This is a genomic window from Nocardia sp. NPDC024068, assembly GCF_040638875.1.
Taxonomy (GTDB): Bacteria; Actinomycetota; Actinomycetes; order Mycobacteriales; family Mycobacteriaceae; genus Nocardia.
Map to the genome: position 1 here is coordinate 404,510 of NZ_JBEZYU010000002.1, position 22,229 is coordinate 426,738.

A 22,229-nucleotide genomic window follows, 5' to 3' on the forward strand; every position below is an offset into this window, starting at 1 on the left:
ACGCGACGCGCGGTAATAGTCTCGACCTGTAGTTGAGGTCTAGAAAAAATCCGGGTTTCTCAACTATCGGTCGCTTTGAAATCGTCGGGAGATACCGACTCGAGGAACTCCTTGAACTTTTCGACCTCGTCCTCGCGTTCGTCCGGCATCACCAGACCGGCCTCCTCGAGCACCGATTCCGCGGCGTAGATGGGGCAACCGACGCGCAGTGCGATGGCCACCGAGTCCGACGGACGGGCCGATACCCGCACCTCGTTCTCGAAGACCAGGTCGGCATAGAACGTGCCCTCTTTCAGGTCCACGATATGAACCTCCTCGAGGGTATGACCGAGATCGGAGATCAAGATCTTTATCAGATCGTGGGTGAGGGGCCGGATAGGTGTGACGCCCTCCTGTTCGAGCACGATCGCCGTGGCCTCGGCCTGCCCGATCCAGATGGGCAGATAACGCTCCCCTTCCGCCTCCCGCAGCAGCAGGACGGGCTGGTTCTGTGGCTGCTCGACCCGGATGCCGATCACGCGCATTTCGCTCATCGCACTGCCTCCCATACTCCCCGGCCGTCCGCCCTCGCCGATACTGGACCCGCCGTACTACGAGTCTAGGCGAACTTCCGGCGCCGCCGCGATCGCTGCGCAACACCGGAATCGGTGTGTTGCCACGGGTGTCGCCGACGGCGGTTCCACCGCAGGTCAACCCCGATCCGACTCCGGCATGGAGGGCGGGCGCCGGCCCGTCAGCCGCCGAGGGAATTGCGCACCGAAGCCTTCACCAGGCTCGCGTGCAGGGTGAGCGACAGCGCAGCGAGTTCACGCACCGTCTCTTCGGCCCGTGCGCGGGCGCCCGCATCTCGGCTCTTGGCGATCGGTGCGACGATCTGGGCCACCAGCGCCGCCTCCCGGTCGGCGGCGAGCTTGAAGGCACGCAGATGCCGCGCCTCCAAACCGAATTCGGCCATCGCCTTCGCCGTGGTCGCCAGGGTGACGGCATCGGCGTCGAAGAAGCCGGCGGGGCCGGGTGTGATCAGATTCGCACGGATCAGATCGGTGAGAAAGTTCTCGTCGATCCCGGCCCGGTCGAGCAGATCCGCACGCGTCACCCGGATCTCGTGATCGAATGCGAATTCATCCGCCGAGACGCGGCCGGGCGGTACTCCCAGCCGGCGCGGCGGACGCGGGCCGGCATCCTCGCCGTTCACGGCGGGCTCCGGGTCGGCCGGTACGGCCCGGGCGCGGGCCCGGGCTTCCCTGACCCCGAGCGTGGCCGCACCGCTGTCGATCGCCTCGAGCTGCTCCTTGATCACCTTCAGCGGCAGATACTGGTCGCGCTGGGCGGTGAGGACGAACCGCAGCCGTTCACAGTCGGCGACGGAGAACCGGCGATAACCGGACGGAGTCCGTTCGGGCCGGATCAGGCCTTCCGCTTCGAGGAAGCGGATCTTGGAAATGGTGATATCCGGAAAATCCGGTCGCAGCAGATCGAGCACGGAGCCGATCGACATACCTCCGTGCGCCCACTGCTGCGCCGCGCCTGTCATGACCTCGAGTCTTTCATGTCGAAGCGCCGATCACCCGGACCGGCGCACCGATCATCAACTGTTCACAAACTGCCGGCACCGGCCGCGGAACCGGCCTCCTGGGTGCGCGGGCCGGTGAGGAAGACCAGGCGGAACTTGCCGATCTGCACCTCGTCCCCGTTCTGCAGTTCCGAGGAATCCACCGGCTCCCGGTTGACGTAGGTGCCGTTCAGGCTGCCCACATCGACGACCTGGAACGAATCCTCGTCCTGCCGGAATTCGGCATGGCGACGGCTGACGGTGACATCGTCGAGAAAGATATCGCTGTCGGGATGGCGGCCCGCCGACGTGGTCGGCTGGTCCAGCAGAAACCGCGAACCCGCGTTCGGGCCGCGCTTGACGACCAGCAGCGCCGCGCCGACCGGAAGACCCTCAACACCCTGCACCGGCTGTTCGCCGGTCGGCTCGCCGGAGCGCGATGCGTCGACCTCGTTCAGGAAATCCGCGCGGAAGACCGACGTCGTCTCGGCCGCGGTCTCCCCGTAACCCGGGTCTTTGTTCTCGCTCACCGTTTCTCTCCTCCTCGAACCTCATAAACCATGCAGGCAGATGCCGCGATGCGACGTGGCTCGGTGGCCCCGACTCCGGGCGGCACATCCGTTGGCATTGACCGTACCCTGCCGGGCCTCGCCCGTGCAGGTAGAACAGGGAAGGCTGGATCAGCCCCCGATAACTCCTTGATAACCTGCGGCATCGAGCAGTTCACCCAGACTCGATTCCAATGCGGACGCGTCGTCCACCTCGAGTTCGAACAACCACCCGTCACCGTAGGGATCGGTGTTCAGCGTTTCCGGTTGCGCCTCCAGTTCCTTGTTCACCGCAACGATTTTCGCGCGCAGTGGAGCGTAGATATCGGAAACGCTCTTGGTCGATTCGACCTCTGCGATGCTGTCCCCGGCGGCGACATCGGCACCGGTTTCGGGCAACTGCACGAACACGACGTCACCGAGTTGCGACTGGGCGTAATCGGTGATCCCGACCCGGACCCGGGTGGGCTCGATACGACGCACCCATTCGTGTTCCGCGGTGTAGCGCAGATCCTCCGGAGCCCGGTTCACGTGGTGTCCTTTCCTCGTGTCGTCGTGCACGACGCCCGCAACTCTATGCGAGCCCGTCGTGATCCGCCGCGCCGGTCTCCCGGCCCGGGGAACCGCGGGACGGTCCCGCGGCGGGGGGTATCGCTCGCGCCACCGCGATCGCCCGGCCCAGATACAGCAGTCCGGTCCAGACGTAGACCGCCGTGCCCCAGATCAGCAGTGCCCCACCGAAGGCCCGGCCGAAACCGTCGCCCACCCAGTCCATCTGCCCGGCCAGCAGCCACGGCAGCGCCGACATCAGGGCGAAGGTGGCGGCCTTGCCGAGATAGATGACCTCGGGTGGGTCGAGATCACGGCGGCGGTAGATGCGCAGCGTCAGGCTCAGCACCAGATCGCGGCCGATCAGCAGCGCCGCCACCCACCAGGGGATCAGTCCCCGGGCGACGAACGCGGCCAGGGTGGTGACGAGGTAGAGGCGGTCGACGAGCGGGTCCAGCAGCGCCCCGAGCCGGGACGACTGGTCCAGCAGCCGCGCGAGCTTGCCGTCCAGGAAATCGGTGACCCCGCTGAGCACCAGCAGGGTGAAGGCCCAGCCGTCCGCGTGTTCCACGAGCAGCAGCCACAGGAAGACCGGGATACCGATCAGTCGCAGCACGCTCAGGGCATTCGGCACGGTGAGCAGGCGATCCGACAGCACCGGACCGGCCGCGCCCGCGCGATCCGGGTCCGATGCCGCGGTCTCGGACCCGCCGGTTCCCGAATCGCTCATCACAGAGCAAGTGCTTACCGTATGGCGGCCCGCCCGCGCCAGCGCTCCCCGCGTGTCATTCGATGAATGAATGAGTGTGAAAGTATCTCATCGTAGGTTTCGGGTGAGAGGAAGAACATGCCGGAGTTCGACTACGACGTCGTGGTCATCGGTTCGGGTTTCGGTGGGAGCGTGAGCGCACTGCGGCTGACCGAGAAGGGGTACCGGGTCGGAGTGCTCGAAGCCGGCCGGCGCTGGGACTCCGAATCGCTCCCCCGGAGCAATTGGAACCTCCGGCGATCGATCTGGGCTCCGAAACTGGGCTGCACCGGACCGCAGCAGATCAGCATTCTCGGCACCTGCGCGGTGTTCTCCGGCGCGGGTGTGGGCGGCGGCTCCCTCATCTACGGGAACACTCTCTACGAACCACTCGCCGACTTCTACACCGACCGCCAGTGGGCCCACATCACCGACTGGCGGACCGAACTCGCGCCGTACTACGACCAGGCCCGGCGGATGCTCGGAGTGGCGCCCAACCCCCGGATCACCCCCGCCGACGAGGTGATCCGCGAGGTCGCCGCCGATATGGGGGTGGCCGCGACCTTCCATCCGACCGAGGTCGGGGTGTACTTCAACGAAGAAGATCCCGGCGCCGAGGTCGCGGATCCGTACTTCGGCGGCGCCGGACCCCGCCGCCGCGGTTGTGTGCACTGCGCCCGCTGTCTGACCGGCTGTCCGCACAACGCCAAGAACACGACCACCACCAACTACCTCCATCTCGCCGAACAGGCCGGCGCCGTCGTGCATCCGCTCACCGCCGCCACCGCGGTCCGCCCGCTACCCGGCGGGGGCTACGCCGTGGACACCGAACGTCCCGATCGCCTGCTGCGCCGGAACCGGCGCACCTTCACCGCCGGACAGGTGGTGTTCGCGGGTGCGGCCCTGGGCACCCAGAAACTCCTGCACCGGATGCGCGACCGGGGTGTGCTGCCCGCGCTCTCGCCGCGGCTGGGCGAACTGACCCGCAGCAATTCCGAGGCGATCCTCGCGGTGGTGAGCCGCGCTCGACGCGATTTCGCGGCGGGCATCGCCATCACCTCCTCGATCCATCCGGAACCGGACACCCATATCGAGGTGTGCCACTACGGCAAGGGGCAGAACGCCCTGTTCCCGCTGTCGGCGCCGGTGGTCGACGGCGGCGCCTTCCGGTTCCTGCGCTTCCTGCTGGCCGCACTCACCCACCCGCTGGTCTTCCTGCGCAGTTTCGACGCCCGCCGGGCCTCCGAACGCTCGGTGATTCTGCTGGTGATGCAATCGCTGGACAATTCCCTCACGTCCTTCCTGCGCCGCGGCGGGCTGCGGACCCGGCAGGGTACGGGCGAACCCAATCCCACCTGGATCCCCCTGGCGCACGAGGTGGGCCGCCGCTTCGCGGACAAGATCGACGGCGACACCCACGGTCTGTACACCGACGTCTTCGATATACCGGCCACCGCGCACTACATCGGCGGATGTGTGATCGGCGAGACCCCGGAAACCGGTGTGGTGGACCCCTACCAGCGGGTTTTCGGCTACCCGGGCCTGCATATCGCCGACGGGTCGGCGGTGACCGCGAATCTGGGCGTGAACCCCTCGCTGACCATCACCGCTCAGGCCGAACGCGCGATGGCGTTCTGGCCGAACCGGAATCAGGAGGATCGGCGTCCCCCGCTCGGTACGCCCTACCGCCGCATCGCGCCGGTGGCGCCCGCCCGGCCGGTGGTCCCGGCCGCGGCTCCCGGCGCCCTGCGGCTGCCCATCGAACCGGCACCGGCCGGCCGGCGGGACCGTCCCGCGGCGGGCTGAGGGTCGCTGATCGCCCGGAGGATGCCGCGACCTGGGATCTCTCGGTACCGTTGGCGCGTGCCGAACAGTCGTATCACCCTGCGCTCGTACACCCCTGCCGAGGAGGTTCTCGCCCGCGGCGAGTCCGTGCGCGACCGTATCCCGCGGACGGCGCGCGACCGGGCCGTACGCACCGAGGGGCGGCCCTCGGTGCTCGAATACGTCGAAGCCTCCAATCGCGGCCGCCTGGAGCATCTCATCCCGATGCGGATCGCGCGGATGGCCGCCTCACCGTTCGCTTTCTACCGGGGCGCCGCCGGATTGATGGCAAGCGATCTTGCGGGCAGCCCGGATACCGGCTTCCTCGCCCAGCTCTGCGGCGACGCCCACGCCGCCAACTTCGGCCTGTACGGCACCTCCCGCGGCGAGATCGTCATGGATATCAACGATTTCGACGAAACCGCCGCCGGCCCCTGGGAATGGGATCTGGAACGACTGGCGGCGAGTCTGGTGCTGGCGGGCCGGGTCGGTGGCGCGAACGAGGACGAATGCCGGACCGCCGCGGCCGACGCTGCCCGCACCTACCGCCGCGCGATCGCCGCACTGGCCGAACGGCCCTTCCTGAAATCCTGGTCGGCGCTGGCCGACGAATCCATTCTCGACCGCGTCGAGGCCGACGACCTGCTGGACAACTTCAAGAAGGCCGCCAAGAAGGCCCGCAAGAACGACAGCGAGAAGGTCGTGAAGAAGTGGACCCATATCGACGATCACGAAACCGGGATCGAGAGTCACCATTTCGTCGGTGACCCACCGATCCTCACCACGGTGCCCCAGCACGTCGAGGATGCCGCGATCGACGCTCTGGAGCGCTACGGCGCAAGCCTGCGCGAATCCCGGCAGGGGTTACTGGCGCGGTTCGCGGTGGCCGATATCGCCTTCCGGGTCGTAGGAACAGGCAGTGTCGGATTCCACAGCTATGTCGCTCTGCTGCACGGCAATTCGGGTGAGTTTCTGGTTCTGCAGCTCAAACAGGCGACACCGTCGGCACTGGCGCCTGTTCTCGGGATCGGCCCGGCGGACCACGAGGGGCAGCGAATCGTGCAGGGCGCCAGGCTGGTCCAGACCGAAACCGATATTCTGCTCGGCTGGACGACGATGAAGGTGCCGCACCCCGACGGCGGCAGCCGGGAGCTGCCGTTCATCGTGCGCCAGTTCCGCAATCTCAAAGGCGGTATCGCCCCCGAGGAACTCGATCCCGACGATCTCGACGACTACGGCCGCCTCGCCGGCGCCCTGCTCGCCCGCGCCCACGCCCGATCGCTGGATCCGCGGCTGATCAGCGGATATCTCGGCGAGGACGAGGATTTCGAGGAGGCCGTCGCCGAATTCGCCGTGCGCTATGCCGACCGGACCGAGGCCGATCACGACGAACTCGTCGCGGCGGTTCGCGCCGGGAAACTTCCGAGCGAGGATCCGGACCGGTAGTTTCGACAGGGGGTGCGCCGCCACGGAGGGCGCCGCCATCACCCCTGGGCCGGATGCGGCCTCGGATCGGACGCGAAGGGCGGTCACCATGCTCGTGCAGGTTCAGAACAGCACCGACAGCGTTGCCGAACGGGCCCTGGTCGATTGGCTCGGTGGCTGGGAGGAGGTCTCCGGCCCGCACGGTGTCGCGACGGTCAATTGCGCCCTGGTCCACCACGACGGCACGTACGAGTTCGACGCGGTGGTCTGGACGCCGACCAGTTGCGTGGTCATCGATGTCGCCGGACTGCGGTCGGAACGCGGCGGCACCCTGCAGGTGCCGCTCACCGGAGATTGGACCCTGAACGGGGTCCGCGCCGAACTCGTGGCCACCGACGACCGATCGCTGCTCGAACGGTCCCGCGAGCACACCTTCGCCCTGCAGAGCTGGCTGGCCGCGCGCGGACTCGGCCAGCGCGCCGTGCACGGTGTCGCGCTGATCGTGCCACTGCAGCGTGCTCCGATCCAGATCGAGCAGAAGGTGCACGATCCGAGCTTCGATGTGATCCTCGGCGACGACGGCGACCGCCTGCGCCACTATTTCGGGGTACTCGCCGAACGCGAATCACACCGCTGGACCGCCAACGATGTGGCGGTGGCCTTCCGCGGTATGGGGATGCTGCCCTACCTTCCGGCGCCGCAGCTGCTGCTCGAGGAAGGCTTCCTGGGTCCCATCGATGTGACCCTGTGGCACGGCGGGCCCGCCCAGGCCGAGGCCGAGCAGTACGCCGAGGATCTCGCGCTCGCCGAACGCGCGGCGGCAGGGCGGCGCTTCCGCACCCCGTGGTACAGCCCGTGGCGGCTCTATCCCCGGGAAGTGGGCGATATCGATTTCGGCCGGGCGATCATGCGGGCGGCGTTCGCGCTCGGCATGTTCGTCGCGGTGGCCTGGATGCTCTGGTTCGTCATCGCCGCCTTCCTCTCCTATGGTCCGGGCTGAGCCGGTCCCGGGCCGGCCCGGGCGCACGAACTTCCCACGGTGTGTGGGCGATGGTTAGGGTCGGCCGGTGAGCATCGCACCCGGCGCGCCGGATCCGCTGCCCGCGCGCCGCGCCACCGGCTCTTCCCGATGCCCGGGTGGCGGCCGCCGCCCGGATCCGCACCACCGGCCCCGGACGCAGCCCTCGGAACCCGCCGCGGAGCCGGCGCGGGCTCGTCCGCGCGGCATCGCCGGCGCGACCCTGGCGACCGTCGCGGTGACGACGGCCGGTGCGACCGCGACGGCGGCGATTCCGCTGTCCTTTCCGCCCGGTGGCGGCCCCACCACATTCGACCTGGCGGTGAGCGAACGCATCCGCCCCCGATTGGACCCCCGTCCGTGGCTGGCCGAGGTCCTGGCGCTGGCAAGCAGCACCGGCGTGGTGCTCGCGCTGCTGTGCGCCGCGGTGGCGCTGTTCGCCTGGCAGCGCAGATGGTGGGAGGCGGTGACCGTGGTGCTGGTGCCCGAGATCGCCGTCGCGATCAACACCTGGGCGCTGAAACCCGGTTGGGGCCGGCCGCTCCACGATTATCTGGCCTATCCCAGCGGCCATACCGTGCACCTGGTGTCGCTGGTGACGACCGTGGTGCTGCTGTTGCGTTCGGTCCGGGCGCGTGTCGTGACCGTCGCGCTCGCCACCGTCGCCCTGGGTATCGGCGCGGTGGGCATGATCGCGCTCGACTACCACGAGGCCACCGATATCGCCGGCGGTGCGGCGGCGGGCGTCGCACTGGCCGCCGCGCTCTTCTGGACGACGGTCCACGCCCGCCGGGCCTTCGGCCACGCTGACGGAGCTACCGAGCACCCCGCCGGTACGCCCTAGTTCCGCTCGTACACGCTCGCGTCGTCGAGCATCGCCGCGCCCAGCAGCGATTCCGGCACTCCCAGCGCGTCGATCAGGATCGGTGCCTCCGGGCGGAGCCGGTCTACCAGCTCGTTCACACCGCGGCGCACCGCCTTGGCACGTTCCACCGAGATGAACCGGTGCATGATGTACCAGGCGGAGTTCTCCTCGAGCAGCGAGTAGACGAACAGATCGCAGACCGTTTCGGCGAGCGCGCGGGCATCGTCGTCCTCGATATCGGCGATTCCTTCGATGAACGCCTCCAGCACCAGCCGATCGATATGGGCCTCGCCGGCCGCCAGGATATGGTCCTGCGCGTTGTTGAACGCCTCGAACGGTCCGGTTTCCTCGGCCCGGGCACGCAACCGGTGCGCGGCGGTGCGGGTCAGGTAATCCTCGCGGTCGGCGAACAGGGCCAGCTGGGTGGCCCGTTTCCCGAGATCGCCCTCGTCGACCGTTTCGCCGCCGCGATCGCGCAGGGTCTGGATCAGCTGGCGCACACCCGAGCGTTTGCGCACCACATCCCCGGCCATGGTGGCGGCGAACCGCACCCAGCCCAGCGCGTCGAGGTCGCGCACTTCATCGGCGTAAGCGGTGAGGATCTCCTTGGCCACGAGCTGGGTGAGCACGACGTTGTCACCCTCGAAGGTGGTGAACACATCGGTATCGGCCTTCAGCGTGACCAGCCGGTTCTCCGTCAGATAGCCGGCGCCGCCACACGCCTCGCGGCATTCCTGGATTGCGCGGGTGGCGTGCCTGGTCTGGGCCACCTTCAGCCCCGCGGCGCGTTTCTCCAGGGCACGCTGACCGTTCGGATCGAGATCTTGACCGGTCTGCACCAGGTGCATCCGGCGGACCAGGTCGTTCTGCGCGAATGCCAGGGCGTAGGAGCGGGCGAGCAGGGGCAGCAGCCGCCGCTGGTGCATCCGGTAGTCGAGCAGCAGGGTTTCGCCGCCGTCGTCCGGATTACCGAACTGGCGGCGTTTCAGCGAGTACCGCAGCGCGATGGCCAGCGCGACCCGCGCCCCGGCGGCCGCCGCGCCGCCCACACTCACCCGGCCGCGGACCAGGGTCCCGAGGGTGGTGAAGAACCGGCGGCTCGGGTTGTCGATCTCGGAGTGGTAGGTACCGTCCGGGTCGACGTCGGCATAGCGGTTGAGCAGGTTCTCCCGTGGTACCCGGACGTGGTCGAACACGATCCGGCCGTTGTCGACGCCCGGTAGCCCGCCCTTGCGGCCACAGTCGGAGGTGGTGACGCCGGGCAGATCGTTGCCGTCCTCGTCGCGGATCGGCACCAGCAGGCAATGCACGCCCTGCTCCCCGGACGGGGTGTGCAGTTGCGCGAACACCGCCGCCATCCGGGCGTGTTCGGCCGCGCCGCCGATGTAGTCCTTGCGCGCCGACGGCGTGGGCGTATGGACGACGAACTCCTCGGTCGCCGGATCGTAGGTGGCGGTGGTCTCCAGATTGGCGACATCGCTGCCGTGCCCGGATTCGGTCATGGCGAAACAGCCGAGGAGATCCAGGGTGATGAGGCGCCGGATGTGGTCACGGTGGCGTTCGGTGCCCAGGTTCTCCACGGCACCACCGAACAGGCCCCACTGCACCCCGGACTTCACCCACAGCGACAGATCCGCGTACGCCAGCATCTCCAGGCCGACGACGGCCGCGCCCGGCTCTCCGGTGCCCCCGTGTTCGCGCCGGAACCCGCTTTCGGCCAGCCCGAGGTCGGCGATGGCCCGCATCTGGTCGAGCACCCGGGCACGTGCGGCGGGAAGATCGAGGTCGGGGTCGCCCAGAAACCGGTCATCCGCCAGATCGTTGCGCGCCTTCTCCCGTACATCGCCCCACGGCCCGTCGAGTGCCTGCCGTAACTGTTGCGCTGTCGCAGTGCTGCCGGTGCTCATACCTCCGACCCTAGCCGCGGGTTCCGGCTGCGGGGGTTCATGAACACGCGAGGCGTAACACACACCGCGGCCGCTCCGACGCCATCGATGACTGCCCAGGTCAGCACGTCGATCGGGCCTCTTTTTCCATTCGAAATGTCAAATAAACACCTGCGTAACAAACATCACAATTTCCGGACCCCGTTTCCGGTGGGCAAGAGGGGCTTCCGGCCACTACCTTCGCGGCTATGGCTGCGCAAGGAACCTTGGAAGGAGTGACCTCCACACCCCCGATCTCCCCGGACTCGACGAGCTACGCCGAACACCGGCGTACTCCGCTCCGTCTCCCCGTCATCACCGGCGCCATCAGCAAGCTGGTGGCCGACCGCCCCGCCACCGCCGACACGATCGTTTCCGCACCGACGCCGCTGCAGCCCATCGATCTGTCCGACGACGCCGCGGTGGCAGAGGTGCTCGACCTGGCGGTGCGAATGGGCGAAGTGGTCCTGGCATCGGGCTCGGCTGTCACCGACACCCAGACGACGGTGCGCTTCATCGCCGCCACCTACGGGTTGTCCGCGTGCGATGTCGAGGTCACCTACAACTCGATCCGTATCTATGTGCATCGCGGTCCGCGACTGCCGCCGGCGAGTTCGATGCGGGTGGTGCAGTACCGCTCGCTGGACTTCACCCGGCTGGCGGCGGTGGACCGGCTCACCCGGCGAATCCGGCGCGACCTGATACCGCCGCAGGAGGCGCGCGCGGCATTGGACGTGATCACCACCGCGCCGCATCCGTACAACCGCTGGACGGCCACGTTCGCCTGGTCGCTGATGGCCGCGGCGATCGCCCTGCTGCTCGGCGGCGGAATCCTCGTCACCGCGCTCAGTTTCATCACCACCGCGGTGATCGACCGGACCAACCGCACCCTCAATCGGCACGGTCTGCCGTTCTTCTTCCAGCATCTGGTGGGCGGCGCGATCGCGGCGATACCCGCGGTCGCGCTGGCCGTGGTTGCCGAGCCGCTGGGTATCTCGGTCAGTCCGACGCTGATCATCGCGGCCGGGATCACCGTGCTGCTCAGTGGTTTGAGCCTGGTGGGCTCGGTACAGGACGCCATCACCGGCGCGCCGATCACCGCGGCCGCCCGCATGCTCGAACTGCTCATGATGACCGGCGGGATCATCGCCGGTATCGCGCTGACCCTGCGGGTGGGCGAGATGTTCGACGCCACGGTCCCCATGGATCTCGGTCCCGGCCACACGCTGTCCAATCTGCCGGTACAGGTGCTGGCCGGCGCCGTGGCGGCAATGGCCTTCTCACTGGCCTGCTACGCCGAGAAGCGCGCCCTGGCCGCCGCCGCGGTGAGTGGCGCGATGGGCGCCATCTGCTACCTGATGGTGATGGAGGCCGGTTTCGGCCCGGTGATCGCCGCCGGCGCCGCAGCTGTCGTGATCGGCCTGGTCGGTGGTCTGTTCGCCCGGCGGACGATGACCCCGCCACTGGTCGTGGCGCTGGCGGGTATCACCCCGCTGCTTCCCGGCCTCAGCGTGTACCGCGGTTTGTACGGCATGCTCAACGACGACCTGACCCGCGGCGCGGATCAGCTGCTGGCGGCCTTCGGTATCGGCTGCGCGCTGGCCGGCGGGGTGACCCTCGGTGAATGGTTCGACCGGACGGTGCGCCGCCCGCCGATCCTGCGCAAGTTCGGCGCGCTGCGCCGTCCGGTGGTCCAGCGCAGGCGCCTGCCCACCGTGAACCTGGGCAAACGAGTGAACCTCAAGCGGCGTCCGATCGCGCTGCCGCGCCACACACCGGTCCCCGCGCTCACCCGCGCGACGGCGAGCGAGGCTCCGCTGGACCTGCCGGCCGGCTTCCCGGTCGCGGGGCAGCTGCCTCAGGTGTCCAGGCCGGTCGCCCGGGGTACGGCACCCGTACCCGCGTTCGATCGCGGTGTCTGGACCCGGGAGCTGGACCCGTCACCGCTGAGCGGAGTGGTGTCGGCGGAGCCCCTGGAACTGCCCGATGCGTCTTTGGCGGCGCCGCCCACCCCGATGCTGGAGATGCTGGAGATCCCGGCGCTGCCGCCGCATCCGGTGCAGCCCCTCGGGATCGGCGAGGACCTGGCACCGACCCAGGCGATGCCGCTCGCACTCACCCCCGAGCCGGTGGGGGTGGGCGCCGTCGAGTCGCGCCTCGCCCCCACCGAACCGCTGCCCGCGGCACTGCGTCCCGACGCGCAATGATCGCTCCGGCGGGGACCCCACCGACGAGGTCCCTGCCGGTATGGTCGGGTTGTCGGCCGCCGGGGTCGCGCGACGGCCGTCGCACGACCGGGGTTCGAGTGAGGTCACGGGCGTGACCCGCACCGTTCGTAGGAAGGTTCGTTCGATGCCGGATACCACAGAGACCCTCGATCCGGCCGCGGCCCCGTTCTCCACCCGGATGCGGGAGGCCACCGCGCGGGAGCACGAAGAGGCGGAGAACTCGACGTTCATCGGCGAGATGCTCGACGGCTCACTCGGGATCGAGTCCTTCCGGTGCTATACCGGACAACTCTGGTACATCTACCGGGCCCTGGAGGCCCACAGTGCGGCCCTCGCCGCCGATCCGGTGGCGGGGCCGTTCATCAAACCCGAACTGGCCCGCACCGCCGAACTGGAACGCGATCTCATCCATCTGGCCGGTCCCGGCTGGCGGGACGGTCTCACGCCGCTACCCGCAACCGCCGCCTACGCGGCCCGTATCGAAGAGTGCGCCCAGGGATGGCCCGGCGGCTATATCGCCCACCACTACACCCGCTATCTCGGCGATCTCTCGGGCGGCCAGGTCATCCGCGGCAACGCCGAGAAACTCTGGGATCTGCCACATCGCGGCGACGGCGTCCGGTTCTACGTTTTCGAGCAGATCGGCAATCCCGCGGCGTTCAAACGTGAGTACCGCGCCCTGCTCGACCGGATCGACGTCGACGAGCTCGAACAGCGCCGAATCCTGGACGAGGGCAAACGCGCCTTCGTCCTCAACCGCGCGCTGTTCACCGAGCTGGGCGCCGAATTCCCGACCCGTCGGCACAGCTGAAGCGGTGTTGGGCGCTCGTCCAGTCTGATACATTCCCGCCGGTAGCCGCCGCGAAACGAAGGGTCGACCGTGTCCGAAACCTCTCCTGCCGGGCGGGAATCCGCCGGCGAATTCCCGGTGATCGTCGTCGGTGCCGGTCTGGCGGGTCTCGTCGCCACCTACGAACTGACCAAGGCCGGACACCGGGTACTCGTCCTCGACCAGGAGAACCGGAACAACCTCGGCGGGCAGGCATTCTGGTCACTGGGCGGCCTGTTCTTCGTGGACAGTCCCGAACAGCGGCGGCTGGGTATCCACGATTCCTACGAACTGGCACTCCAGGACTGGCTGGGGTCGGCCGGATTCGACCGTGACGACGAAGACCACTGGGCCCGGCAGTGGGCCGAAGCGTATGTCCGTTTCGCGGCCACCGAGAAGCGGGACTACCTCTACGACCTCGGCCTGCGGGTGACCCCGCTGGTCGGCTGGGCCGAACGCGGTGGCGGTCTCGCCGACGGGCACGGCAATTCGGTGCCGCGCTTCCATATCTCCTGGGGCACCGGCCCCGGCGTCCTGGAAGCCTTCCTGAACCCGGTTCTGGAGGCGGAACGCAACGGGCTGGTGCGGTTCGCGTTCCGGCACCGGGTCGACGAACTGATACTGGACGACGGCACCGTCACCGGAGTGCGTGGCAGCGTTCTGGAGCCGACCGAACTGGCTCGCGGGGTCGCGTCCTCGCGCACCGTGACCGGCGAGTTCGACCTCCGCGCGGAGGCGGTGGTGGTGACCTCCGGCGGTATCGGCCACAACCACGACATGATCCGCCGGAACTGGCCGGCCGACCGGCTCGGACCGGTACCGCGCACCATGATCTCGGGCGTCCCCGCGCATGTGGACGGCCGGATGCTCGGTATCTCCGAGGAGGCCGGCGCGGCGCTGGTGAACCGGGACCGGATGTGGCACTACACCGAGGGCATCAACAACTGGGATCCGATCTGGCCCGATCACGCGATCCGGATCATCCCCGGCCCGTCGTCACTGTGGTTCGACGCGACCGGCACCCGGCTCCCGGCACCGTGCTTCCCCGGGTTCGACACCAACTCCACCATGAAGGCCATCCTGGCCACCGGGTACGACTATTCCTGGTTCGTGCTGACCCAGTCGATCATCGAGAAGGAGTTCGCGCTGTCGGGGTCCGAGCAGAACCCCGATATCACCAGTAAGGATCGGCTCGCCACGGTCCGCAGCCGTTTCACCAAGGGCGCACCCGCCCCCGTGGAGGCGTTCAAAGAACACGGGGTCGATTTCGTGGTCGCCGATACCCTGCGCGAGCTGGTCGACGGGATGAACGAACTGAGCCGCGGTCCGGTACTGGACTACACCGGGATGGAACGACAGATCGTGGCCCGGGACCGCGAGATCACCAATAAGTTCAGCAAGGACGCGCAGGTGACCGCGATCCACAACGCCCGCACCTTCTTCGGTGACAGGACCGCGCGGGTGGCGAAACCACACCGGATCCTGGATCCCGCCGCCGGGCCACTGATCGCGGTACGGCTCAATGTCTTGACCCGTAAGACCCTGGGCGGGCTGCAGACCAATCTGGATTCGCAGGTGATGCGTCCGGACGGCACCGCGCTGCCAGGTCTGTACGCCGCCGGAGAGGTCGCCGGATTCGGTGGCGGCGGTGTACACGGCTACAACGCGCTGGAGGGAACCTTCCTCGGCGGTTGCATCTTCTCCGGCCGGGCGGCGGGCCGGGCGCTCGCGGCCGCTCTCGGCACGGCCTGACCCGTCCCGCGGTCCCGGCCACCGCGCCGGGATCGCGACGGGTCAGTCCCGCGAGAGCAGTCGGCCGGCCTCGGCGGCCAGCGCGGCCAGCTGCCGGGCCTGGCGCGCGGTGTCGATACCGGGACGCCCGGCCCCGATCCGGGTGGCCAGCGACAGAGCCGCGACCGCGACACCGCGGCGCCGTACCGCCACCGCCACACATCCGATACCGGGGACCGCCTCCTCGTTGTCCACCGCGACGCCCTGGCGGCTGCGGATCCGCGCCAGTTCCCGATGCAGTTCCAGGCGGTCGCCGATGGTGCGCGGGGTGAGCCGCGGCAGCTGCTCGCGTAACGAGGTCTCCACGACACCGGGGTCGAGGCCGGCCAGCAGCGCCTTGCCGAGCGCGGTACTGTGCGCCGGCAGCCGGCCGCCGATGCGGGTGGGTACCGTAGCGCTCTGCCGGCCGCCGGTTTTATCGAGATAGACGATATCGCGGCCGTCGAGGACACCGAGATGTCCCACCGATCCGATGCGCTGGCACAGTTCGTGCAGCAGCGGACCGATCACGGTGCGCAGTTCGTTGTGCCCGGCGGCGAGCCCACCGAGTTCCAGTGTGCGCAGGCCCAGCCGGTACCCGCCCGGCGAATGCGCGAGCCAGCGCAGCCGGATCATCTGATCCAGGATCCGGTGCACCGTCGAGCGCGGAAGCCCGGTACGTTCCACCAGATCGTGCAGGGTGAGTACCGGTGTCGCGGGCGCGAACGCGTCCAGGATCAGCGTCATCCGCTCGATCATCGCCACCGGCGGCGCCGGACGTGCCTGCTGCCCCGCGCCCTGCCACGACCCGCCCGGATCCGGGTCGGCCAGCACCTCGACCGTCAAGACTTACCTCCATCGTGCAGCCCGGCCAGCATATGCGCAGCGAACCGGACCTCTACCACGGTGCCCCGTTCCGGCCCTGCGCAAACCATCACAGCCATATTCAGCCCGGCATGAACGGGGCGTTGAAGACACTGCACAGCCATCGGCCGTCCACCAGCTCCATCACGGCGGACACCGACAGATCGCGTGGCGTCTCCGCCGCGCCGGGTTCGGCATTGAGGGTGGTGAGCTGCACCTGGACCTCCGCCCGGGTGTCGTTATCGCTCATGGTGGCCGCGCAGGCGGCGTCACCGGCCCGGGAGCGTTCCGGATCGGCGGCGATCAGCATCCGGACCATCGGCACCACCGTGGCCGCCTGAGTTTTCCACTGGCCCGTCGCGCCTGCCTGCACCTGTTGTTCCCAGCCCGCCGGATCGTCGTAGTCGTAGGTGGCGACCAGAGCGGTGTACTCGCAGGCAGCCTGTTCGGCCGCGGCCTTCGCATCGGCCGGCGGGCCGGGGGTGTCACCGGCGTCGGCGCCACCGGAACGGAGGACACCGGTGAGCCATACCGCCGTGCCGAAGAGCGCGAGCACGAGCGCCCCGGCGACCGCCGCCGGCCACCGGCGGCGAGTGCGCCGCGGTGCGAACTCCGAGCGCGGCACCGGCGGTGCCGCCACGACCGCCGGCATGGTCACGGCCGGTTCGGTGAGTGCCCGCCGCGCCGCCGCGGCGAGTTCGCCGCAACTGGCGAACCGTTCGTACCGGTTCTTGGCCATGGCGCGGGCGATCACCGCGTCGAACCCCCACGGCAGTCCCGGATCGACCTCGGAGGGCCGCGGTACCGGCGCGTTGAGATGGGCGTTGATGAGTGCGCCGGTCGTCGCCGCCGGATAGGGCAGCCGGCCGGTCAGCATGTAGTAGAGGGTGCAGCCCAGCGAGTACACATCAGCGCGCCGGTCGATATCGGCGCGCATCTCGAACTGTTCCGGCGCCGCGTAGTGAAAGCTCACGTACAGCTCGCCGGTACGGGTGAGTCCGTCGGCGCGATCGAGGGCCTTCGCGATCCCGAAATCGGAGAGGTACACCTGTTGCCGGCTACCCCAGGCCAGCAGGATGTTGGCGGGTTTGACATCGCGGTGCAGCACCCCGGCGGCGTGGGCGTGATCGAGGGCCCGGGCCGTCTCCTCGGTGATCCGCACCGCGTGGTCGGGACGCACCGGCCCGTGGCGCAGTACCGCCGCGACATCGGTGCCCTCGATGTACTGGATGGCCATCCAGAGCCGGCCGCTCTCCTCGCCGCGGGCGTACACCGCGACGATATTCGGATGCGACAGGCGGGCGACCATATCGGCCTCGCGCAGGAAGCGGGCCCGGACGTCACTGTCGTCACCGGCGACCGGGGTCAGCAGTTTGAGTGCCACCGGGCGTGGGAGATCACGGTCGTGGGCCAGGTAGACCTCACCCATCCCGCCGGCACCCAGGAGTCGTTCGATGCGATAGCCGGCGAAGACCCCGCCCGGTTCGAGTACGCCCTTCACGCCGCGGGGAGCCCGGGCCACCCGTAGGGCTGGGGTCCGGGTGCGATTCCGGCCCGCCGGGGCTCCGGGGCCTCCGGCCCCCGGGCGGCCGGCCGGGACTGCCGGCCGTGTTCGCGGCGAAAGGCCTCCATATCCATCCACCGCACCTGCTGCACCAGCTCTTCGAGCTGTTCGGCGGGCAGGAATCCGGCCTGCGAGTGGACCAGCAGGCCCTCACGGAAGGCCATCACCCAGGGATAGCGGTCGACCTGACCGGCAGCGGCCAGGCCCGGTTCGGCCTCGGCTTCCACGGTGGCGTGCACGATATCGCGGTGGGTCTCCGACGAGGCCTCGTAGACGGGGGCGAACCGGGTACACCAGCCGCACCAGGTCGCCCAGAAGTCCACCAGCACGATGTGATTGGTGGCCACGACCGTCTGGAAGTTCTGCTGGGTCAGTGGCGTCGTCGACATTCCCGTCCTCCCGGCGGCCCGAGCCGACCGCCCCGCGTCCATGCACCCCGTCCCGAGAATCGTCGCACGAACGGGTACCGGCCGCCGGTCGAAACGTCACTCCCGGACCGCCGATAACCGGGGAGCCTACGCGGCGGGACGTGGTCCACTCCCGGCCGGTCGACGGTGGATACCGCGCCCCGGCGGGCGGGTGCGCCGTCCTCGACCTATAACGTGTTCTCATGAGCGAAAACGAGGCCGGGACCGCACTCCCCAGTGCCGAGCACCACGAGGGCGGGTTCCGGCCGATGTCGGAGCTGATGGACGCGGTCCGCTCGGTCGATACCAGCCGGGGCGGACCGCACTACGGCGAGTTCGTCGAACAGGTCCGCACGCTCATGGACCGAGCCCGGCTGGCGACCCCGCCCGACGAGTTCGTCCTCGAGGCCGCCGGAATCCTGGAGAAACTGAACGATCGCCTCAGCGGGTATATCGGCGAAGAATGGGACGCACCGGGCTGGACCCGTTTCGATCTGCCCTCCCGTGGCAATGTGACCCTGCCGCCGTACTGGGTCGACAAGGTCGACCGGGACGGCGTGGAGGCACGGATCACCTACCGGACCTTCCACCTGGGCGGGAACGCGGCGGCGCACGGCGGCTACATCTCCCTGGGATTCGACGATCTGATGGGCCTGGCGGGCTCGGCCCATTCCGGGGCGGTCACCAGGACCGCGTCGCTGACCGTGGACTATCGGTCGATCACTCCGCTCAACCGGGAACTGGCGCTACGCGCCTGGGCCGAACGGCAGGAGGGACGCAAGGTGTGGATCAAGGCGACGCTGCACGACGGCGAGCGGCTCTGCGCCGAAGCGCACGGACTGTTCATCGTGCTCAACCCGGGACAACCCTGACCCTGCTCCGGTGCGGGCGGCAGGGGTTCCGGTCGGTCACCGGGCCCCGCCGCCCCGGACCTCATTTCCGGCTGCCGCCGGGATAGTGCTCGGCCAGATACGGCGCGAATGCCTCGTCGACCCGGTCGGGGTCGAGCCCGAAATCCGCCAGCGCGTATTTGTGCGCGGGCCGCGCCGCGCCCGAGGTGGATTCACCGTGCAGATCGGCCATCCGGGCACGGGCGGTATCGGTGAACTCGATACCGAAATGGGTGTAGATCCGTTCGACAGTGCCCAGCGGGTCGGTGACGAAATCCTCGTAGTAGACATCGCAGAACCGGTCGGCCGGATGTTTCGCGCGGTCGCCGAGGAAGGTCCGCGCTCCCCGTGACCACAGTTCGAGCTGCGCCTCCCCCACCACCGGGCCGCGGAACTTGTCCGACCAGCCCGCCGTCGCCTGTTCGTTGAGACTGCATACCGAGGCGATGATGGTGCGCGGCAGGCGATGCATCTGGATCACCAAGGCGTCCGGATACACCGCCAGCAGCGCGTCGAGGGCGAACAGATGGCTCGGGTTCTTCAGCACCCAGCGCCGGTCCGGATCATTGAGCCCGATCAGCTGCAGGTTCTTGCGGTGACGGGCATAGGCCGGGGTCCAGTCCTGATCGCGCAGCCATTCGGAGTACCGGGGCAGATAGCCCAGGCATTCGTAGGAGATCGACATGGCCGACTGCCGCAGCAGCTGCCAGCACTCCTCCACCTGATCGGCCGAGATGTGGTGCACGCCCATGAATTCCGGATGCTCGATATGGTGCTGCTCGTAACCGGCCTGCAGGCGCTGGAACACCGGATCCTGTTCCCAGGTCTCCCGCGGCGGGCGGGGCTGCGGCATCTCGGTCAGCCACATCTCCAGGCCCTGATGGCCCGGATCCGCGGTGAGGAGGCGGTGCACGGCCGTGGTGCCCGACCGGGGCAGTCCGGTGACGAAGATCGGGCGTTCGACCGGCACCTCGGCATACTGCGGATACTGTTTCCAGCCGGCCTCGCTCAGCGAGCGCGCGATGAGCGCGCCGCGCAGGAACGCGCGGTTGATCTTATTGCCGAACGGGGTGAGTTCGGCGTCCCGTTCGTAGGATTCCAGGAGCACCGACAACCCGGTGCGGTAGTCGTCGGCGCCGAAATCGTCGAGACCGGTCACCTTGGTGGCGGAGGCGTGCAGATCGTCGATCGTGCCGACGTCTTCCCTGCCGATCATTTCTCGTTACTCCTCAGTGGTGGAATTCGCCGCAGTTCACATCGAGACAGGTTCCGGTGATCGCCCGGGACATCTCGGAGGCGAAGAAGACGACGGCGTCGGCGATCTCGTCGGGTTCGGGCAACCGCCGCAGATCGATATCGGCGGCGGTCTCGGTGTACACGTCGGCGGCGGTGACGCCGCGTTCCTTGGCCAGGTAGTCGAAATACCATTTCAGCGTGTCGGCCCAGATCCAGCCCGGAGCCACCGAATTCACCCGGATACCGCGCGGACCCAGCTCGGTCGCCAGGCTCTGCGCCAGGGCCAGTAGCGTGGTCTTGGTCATCTTGTACGGACCGTAGGGCTGCCGCGAATGCCGCAGTACCGCCGAATTGATCATCACCACCGAACCCTTGTTCTCGGCGAGTGCGGGGGCGAACAGTCGCGTCAGCCGCAGTGCGGCGAAGACGTTGGTTTCCAGGCTGGTGCGCAGATCATCGAAGGCGACCTCGGCGAGGTCGACCATCGGCGGCATGGCGAAGGCATTGTTCACCAGCGCGTCGACCCGCCCGAACTCTTCCTGGGCGGCGGTCACCAGGTTCTGCGCGGCCGCGTCGTCGGTGATATCGGTCGGCACCACCAGGGCGCGCCGGCCCAGTTCCTCGATCTCCGCGGCGACCTTGCGCAACCGCTTCTCGGTGCGCGAGGCCAGCACGATATCCGCCCCGGCTTTCGCACTCTGCACCGCGATCGCCTGGCCGAGCCCCGGCCCGATACCGGAGACGACGACGACCTTGCCCGCCAGCACGGTGTTCTGTGCCGCCATCAGCCCAGCATCCTCTCCGCCACCGCCGCCTGGCGGCCGGCGATCCGGGCCCGCCAGTCCTCGGGGGTGATCCGCGATTCCTTGTAGTACGGCAGCCGGTCCGGCAGTTCGTCGAAGGACACCAGTTCCACCGCCGGGCCGTCCTCGGGTGTCATCTCCCGGGACAGCCGCTGCCACCGGAATTGCAGGTAGGCGCGGTCGTGGCCGGTGCGCTCGATCCAGTTGACCAGGCCGGGATCGCGTTCGCTGATCACCAAGCGGATCATGCCGTCGGGATCGACGTTCGCCTGGTCGGCGTTGAGGCTGGTCTGGTGGTTGATGTAGTCCAGCGAGAGGTACCACATGCTGCCCAGCTGGAAGCCCTGGTAAGGGGCGTCGGATTTCGGCACGGTCAGGATCATCACCTGGTCGCCGGTGAGTTCGTAGTGCCCGACCGAGGAGAACTGGGTGGACAGCCCGCCGGGGGTGCGGCGCGGTTCGGTCATGGTGTTGACCGGCAGGTTCAGGTAGAACCACTCCGGGAAGGCCAGGAAGGTTTTCAACCGCGAGACCAGCATCTTGCCCGCGATCTCGAACCGTTTGGCCATGAGGTCGTTCGTGATCGGCGGCGGCGCGGTACCGGCGGTATCGACCTTGCGGATCCGGACGGTGCCCGCCTTCTCGTTCGCCCAGTCGCCGTAGACCTCGCGCACCGCGAGCATGGTGGCATCCGGGGCGAGCTGAATATGGTTGCGGCCGCCCGGTCCGGGCCCCAGGGTCAGTTCATAGCTGCCGTCGGCGGCGATATCGAGGGAGCGGTCGTCGAAGGCGGTTTCCCCGCCGGGGACCTCGCTCGGCGAATAGTTGCCGTTGAGCACCTGGAAGCTCAGGTCACGGGTGGTCCCGCGGGTTCCGGTGACCACGTATTCGGCGTCGGGCCGCAGATTGGCGTGCCAGTAGAGGGTGTCCGGGTTGTCCAGGCCCATCTTGGTGTAGGGCCCGGTGGAGGTCACGAAGAACGGGAAATCCTTCTCGAAGGACCATGCCATCTGGATCGAGGCGCGGATACTGCCCGCGAGATAGTCGTAGCCCTCGGCGAGATCCTGTTCGGTGCGGATATGGGGGGCACTCTTGATGATTTCCTCGGCGGCGGCGATCGAGTCCGCGAACGGCTGGGTCAGCACGATACTCCCGGTGTTCCATATATGTACCGCCCTGGTACA

19 protein-coding genes and 1 pseudogene are annotated in these 22,229 nt (G+C 68.5%); 8 read left to right on the forward strand and 12 right to left on the reverse strand.

Annotation, left to right across the window (positions count from 1 at the left end):
• Positions 1 to 59: 59 nt before the first annotated feature.
• The 5 genes from AB0F41_RS04560 to AB0F41_RS04580 form a co-directional block, all read right to left on the reverse strand.
• Positions 60 to 533, reverse strand: coding sequence for a bifunctional nuclease family protein (locus AB0F41_RS04560; protein WP_357421306.1), 474 nt, complete (start codon positions 531 to 533; stop codon positions 60 to 62).
• Positions 534 to 733: 200 nt separating this feature from the next.
• Positions 734 to 1,534: a MerR family transcriptional regulator gene (locus tag AB0F41_RS04565; RefSeq protein WP_357421307.1), complete on the reverse strand. Its 801-nt coding sequence runs from the start codon at positions 1,532 to 1,534 to the stop codon at positions 734 to 736.
• Between the two features lie 62 nt (positions 1,535 to 1,596).
• The gene (locus AB0F41_RS04570; RefSeq protein ID WP_030520553.1) at positions 1,597 to 2,082 is read right to left on the reverse strand and encodes an FHA domain-containing protein; all 486 of its coding nucleotides are present in this window, start codon (positions 2,080 to 2,082) and stop codon (positions 1,597 to 1,599) included.
• 150 nt (positions 2,083 to 2,232) lie between these two features.
• Positions 2,233 to 2,631 (reverse strand): glycine cleavage system protein GcvH, encoded by a 399-nt coding sequence (gcvH, locus tag AB0F41_RS04575; RefSeq protein ID WP_357421308.1) that lies wholly within the window; start codon positions 2,629 to 2,631, stop codon positions 2,233 to 2,235.
• 43 nt (positions 2,632 to 2,674) lie between these two features.
• Entirely contained in the window at positions 2,675 to 3,379 is a 705-nt protein-coding gene (locus AB0F41_RS04580; protein WP_357421309.1) for a CDP-alcohol phosphatidyltransferase family protein, read from the reverse strand.
• A 117-nt stretch (positions 3,380 to 3,496) separates the two neighbouring features.
• On the opposite strand from AB0F41_RS04580, the gene AB0F41_RS04585 reads away from it, so the two are divergent.
• The 4 genes from AB0F41_RS04585 to AB0F41_RS04600 all read left to right on the forward strand — a co-directional run bounded on the left by AB0F41_RS04585 (position 3,497) and on the right by AB0F41_RS04600 (position 8,508).
• Positions 3,497 to 5,203: a GMC family oxidoreductase gene (locus tag AB0F41_RS04585; protein WP_357421310.1), complete on the forward strand. Its 1,707-nt coding sequence runs from the start codon at positions 3,497 to 3,499 to the stop codon at positions 5,201 to 5,203.
• Between the two features lie 57 nt (positions 5,204 to 5,260).
• Complete coding sequence (locus AB0F41_RS04590) at positions 5,261 to 6,667, forward strand: DUF2252 domain-containing protein (protein ID WP_357421311.1); 1,407 nt, start codon at positions 5,261 to 5,263, stop codon at positions 6,665 to 6,667.
• A gap of 88 nt (positions 6,668 to 6,755) precedes the next feature.
• On the forward strand, positions 6,756 to 7,646 hold the full coding sequence (locus AB0F41_RS04595) for an NERD domain-containing protein (RefSeq protein ID WP_357421312.1): 891 nt from the start codon (positions 6,756 to 6,758) through the stop codon (positions 7,644 to 7,646).
• A 67-nt stretch (positions 7,647 to 7,713) separates the two neighbouring features.
• Positions 7,714 to 8,508, forward strand: a complete 795-nt coding sequence (locus AB0F41_RS04600; protein WP_357421313.1) for a hypothetical protein — start codon at positions 7,714 to 7,716, stop codon at positions 8,506 to 8,508.
• On the opposite strand, the gene AB0F41_RS04605 is transcribed toward AB0F41_RS04600, so the two are convergent.
• Positions 8,505 to 10,436, reverse strand: a complete 1,932-nt coding sequence (locus AB0F41_RS04605; RefSeq protein WP_357421314.1) for an acyl-CoA dehydrogenase — start codon at positions 10,434 to 10,436, stop codon at positions 8,505 to 8,507. The genes AB0F41_RS04600 and AB0F41_RS04605 overlap by 4 nt on opposite strands.
• 332 nt (positions 10,437 to 10,768) lie before the next feature.
• On the opposite strand from AB0F41_RS04605, the pseudogene AB0F41_RS04610 reads away from it, so the two are divergent.
• The 3 genes and pseudogenes from AB0F41_RS04610 to AB0F41_RS04620 form a co-directional block, all read left to right on the forward strand.
• A pseudogene (locus AB0F41_RS04610) lies at positions 10,769 to 12,163 on the forward strand (threonine/serine exporter family protein); the annotation flags it as partial.
• Between the two features lie 643 nt (positions 12,164 to 12,806).
• Complete coding sequence (locus AB0F41_RS04615; RefSeq protein ID WP_357421315.1) at positions 12,807 to 13,493, forward strand: biliverdin-producing heme oxygenase; 687 nt, start codon at positions 12,807 to 12,809, stop codon at positions 13,491 to 13,493.
• Between the two features lie 69 nt (positions 13,494 to 13,562).
• Positions 13,563 to 15,263: an FAD-binding dehydrogenase gene (locus AB0F41_RS04620; RefSeq protein WP_357421316.1), complete on the forward strand. Its 1,701-nt coding sequence runs from the start codon at positions 13,563 to 13,565 to the stop codon at positions 15,261 to 15,263.
• A 42-nt stretch (positions 15,264 to 15,305) separates the two neighbouring features.
• On the opposite strand, the gene AB0F41_RS04625 is transcribed toward AB0F41_RS04620, so the two are convergent.
• The 3 genes from AB0F41_RS04625 to AB0F41_RS04635 all read right to left on the reverse strand — a co-directional run bounded on the left by AB0F41_RS04625 (position 15,306) and on the right by AB0F41_RS04635 (position 18,098).
• Positions 15,306 to 16,127, reverse strand: a complete 822-nt coding sequence (locus AB0F41_RS04625) for an IclR family transcriptional regulator (RefSeq protein WP_357421317.1) — start codon at positions 16,125 to 16,127, stop codon at positions 15,306 to 15,308.
• 100 nt (positions 16,128 to 16,227) lie between these two features.
• The gene (locus AB0F41_RS04630; protein ID WP_357421318.1) at positions 16,228 to 17,667 is read right to left on the reverse strand and encodes a serine/threonine-protein kinase; all 1,440 of its coding nucleotides are present in this window, start codon (positions 17,665 to 17,667) and stop codon (positions 16,228 to 16,230) included.
• A complete protein-coding gene (locus AB0F41_RS04635; RefSeq protein ID WP_357421319.1) occupies positions 17,643 to 18,098 on the reverse strand; it encodes a thioredoxin domain-containing protein in 456 nt (151 codons plus the stop codon). The genes AB0F41_RS04630 and AB0F41_RS04635 overlap by 25 nt, the downstream gene beginning before the upstream one ends.
• Positions 18,099 to 18,319: 221 nt before the next feature.
• On the opposite strand from AB0F41_RS04635, the gene AB0F41_RS04640 reads away from it, so the two are divergent.
• The gene (locus AB0F41_RS04640) at positions 18,320 to 18,988 is read left to right on the forward strand and encodes a PaaI family thioesterase (RefSeq protein WP_357421320.1); all 669 of its coding nucleotides are present in this window, start codon (positions 18,320 to 18,322) and stop codon (positions 18,986 to 18,988) included.
• Positions 18,989 to 19,049: 61 nt separating this feature from the next.
• Here the strand turns inward: AB0F41_RS04640 and AB0F41_RS04645 are convergent, their stop codons facing one another.
• From AB0F41_RS04645 to AB0F41_RS04655, 3 genes are read right to left on the reverse strand one after another with little or no spacing between them, the layout of a single operon-like run.
• Entirely contained in the window at positions 19,050 to 20,222 is a 1,173-nt protein-coding gene (locus AB0F41_RS04645) for a sulfotransferase (RefSeq protein WP_357421321.1), read from the reverse strand.
• Between the two features lie 13 nt (positions 20,223 to 20,235).
• Positions 20,236 to 21,027 (reverse strand): SDR family oxidoreductase, encoded by a 792-nt coding sequence (locus AB0F41_RS04650; RefSeq protein ID WP_357421322.1) that lies wholly within the window; start codon positions 21,025 to 21,027, stop codon positions 20,236 to 20,238.
• Positions 21,027 to 22,190: a hypothetical protein gene (locus AB0F41_RS04655; protein ID WP_357421323.1), complete on the reverse strand. Its 1,164-nt coding sequence runs from the start codon at positions 22,188 to 22,190 to the stop codon at positions 21,027 to 21,029. The genes AB0F41_RS04650 and AB0F41_RS04655 overlap by 1 nt, the downstream gene beginning before the upstream one ends.
• Positions 22,191 to 22,229 lie beyond the last annotated feature (39 nt).

What these genes read in the sequence shown, in the direction of transcription:
- AB0F41_RS04560 (WP_357421306.1), bottom strand. Translation starts at nt 533, where the DNA reads ATGAGCGAAATGCGCGTGATCGGCATCCGGGTCGAGCAGCCACAGAAC.
- AB0F41_RS04565 (WP_357421307.1), bottom strand. Translation starts at nt 1,534, where the DNA reads ATGACAGGCGCGGCGCAGCAGTGGGCGCACGGAGGTATGTCGATCGGC.
- AB0F41_RS04580 (WP_357421309.1), bottom strand. Translation starts at nt 3,379, where the DNA reads ATGAGCGATTCGGGAACCGGCGGGTCCGAGACCGCGGCATCGGACCCG.
- AB0F41_RS04585 (WP_357421310.1), top strand. Translation starts at nt 3,497, where the DNA reads ATGCCGGAGTTCGACTACGACGTCGTGGTCATCGGTTCGGGTTTCGGT.
- AB0F41_RS04595 (WP_357421312.1), top strand. Translation starts at nt 6,756, where the DNA reads ATGCTCGTGCAGGTTCAGAACAGCACCGACAGCGTTGCCGAACGGGCC.
- AB0F41_RS04605 (WP_357421314.1), bottom strand. Translation starts at nt 10,436, where the DNA reads ATGAGCACCGGCAGCACTGCGACAGCGCAACAGTTACGGCAGGCACTC.
- AB0F41_RS04615 (WP_357421315.1), top strand. Translation starts at nt 12,807, where the DNA reads ATGCCGGATACCACAGAGACCCTCGATCCGGCCGCGGCCCCGTTCTCC.
- AB0F41_RS04635 (WP_357421319.1), bottom strand. Translation starts at nt 18,098, where the DNA reads ATGTCGACGACGCCACTGACCCAGCAGAACTTCCAGACGGTCGTGGCC.
- AB0F41_RS04640 (WP_357421320.1), top strand. Translation starts at nt 18,320, where the DNA reads ATGAGCGAAAACGAGGCCGGGACCGCACTCCCCAGTGCCGAGCACCAC.
- AB0F41_RS04645 (WP_357421321.1), bottom strand. Translation starts at nt 20,222, where the DNA reads ATGATCGGCAGGGAAGACGTCGGCACGATCGACGATCTGCACGCCTCC.
- AB0F41_RS04650 (WP_357421322.1), bottom strand. Translation starts at nt 21,027, where the DNA reads ATGGCGGCACAGAACACCGTGCTGGCGGGCAAGGTCGTCGTCGTCTCC.